Origin of the sequence: Halomonas sp. 3A7M (assembly GCF_014897875.1) — a bacterium.
Taxonomy (GTDB): Bacteria; Pseudomonadota; Gammaproteobacteria; order Pseudomonadales; family Halomonadaceae; genus Vreelandella.
Genome location: NZ_JABUZD010000005.1, coordinates 1 through 1,132 on the forward strand (window position 1 = coordinate 1; position 1,132 = coordinate 1,132).

Here is a 1,132-nt window from a genome sequence, read left to right on the forward strand (position 1 = left end):
GCTACGGGTCTGAGCGCACGATAAATTTTGAATAGCCACTTACAAGCACCACTATACATCGAATTATCATTCTTATCTGCCTGCAACCAATCATTTATTTTCTTTAATTCATTAAGTGTATTTAGTACTTGTTTGTGGTTTAGTTTATAAAGATTTTCTTCGTTTATATTAATTCTAGATAAATATTTGTTACAAAAGGTGATTCCTGTTTCCGAATAAGATGACGCAGTTTTTTCAGGTAAGCCATTTTTTACCATCCAAATTCTGAAAGATTCTTTTATGTTCTCATTGTTTATTACCCCTGATTTTGAAGGAGTACTAACCATTATATTATCCCAGTTTTCAAGAGCAAACTTGATATAATTTTTATCAAAAAAAGTATTTTTTTCAGGAGATTCATAATTTTTTCTGCTTAAAAAGCCAATTAATTTTGCAATTAGCTTTGTCAAAGCTTTGGTCTGGCTGCGACCGGCTGAAGATATTATTTTCAGTTCTTCGTCGCTAGCTGACTTATATATCTCTCTGTATGATTTTTCTTCATATTGATAAAAGTTTTCTTTTCTTGTTGATACTTTCTCCCACGCAGAAACAACTAAATCAAAATTGTTTAGCAAAAATAAAAGGAAAAGCCTGATGCTCTCCGGTGATATGCTGAATGCCTCATTCTTCGAGTTAGTGTATGTTAATAATAAAGTTTTTTCTGATTTTATCTTCTGATCATCCTGAATCAAGTCACAGTATTTTTGAAAATTCATAGGGCATCCCTTATAATCTTTTTAGCTATTTCCTCGATGATTGGAACAACTACAGAGTTACCGAATTGTTTGTACGCAGGTGTTCGAGATTTAGGTACGATAAAGCATTCAGGAAATCCTTGGAGTCTGGCGCATTCTCTTGGAGTAAGGAGTCTTGGGTTTTTATTTTTCTGAGGGATTAAGCACTCTTTACCATCTTTACCATAGCGAGCCACTATTGTGTTAGAAGGTTTGTCAAGATTAGCGGTATGAGCCGTAAAACCGGTACCTCGCTCTATATTTCTCTTTGTTCTATTCATATGACCAAGCCATAGCCTATCAGATATTGTATATATAAGTGCCTAACCGAAAGTTTTCGTGCATAATGTATGTAGGAT

General features: G+C 33.9%; 2 protein-coding genes. Both read right to left on the bottom strand.

Annotated elements, in window-relative coordinates; genetic code table 11:
• Window positions 1-755, bottom strand: a 755-nt coding sequence (locus tag INT19_RS00155) for a hypothetical protein (RefSeq protein ID WP_193059255.1), incomplete at its 3' end; no start/stop codon positions are given.
• Entirely contained in the window at window positions 752-1,090 is a 339-nt protein-coding gene (locus INT19_RS00160; RefSeq protein ID WP_446719021.1) for a DNA cytosine methyltransferase, read from the bottom strand. The genes INT19_RS00160 and INT19_RS00155, both read right to left, overlap by 4 nt.
• Window positions 1,091-1,132 lie beyond the last annotated feature (42 nt).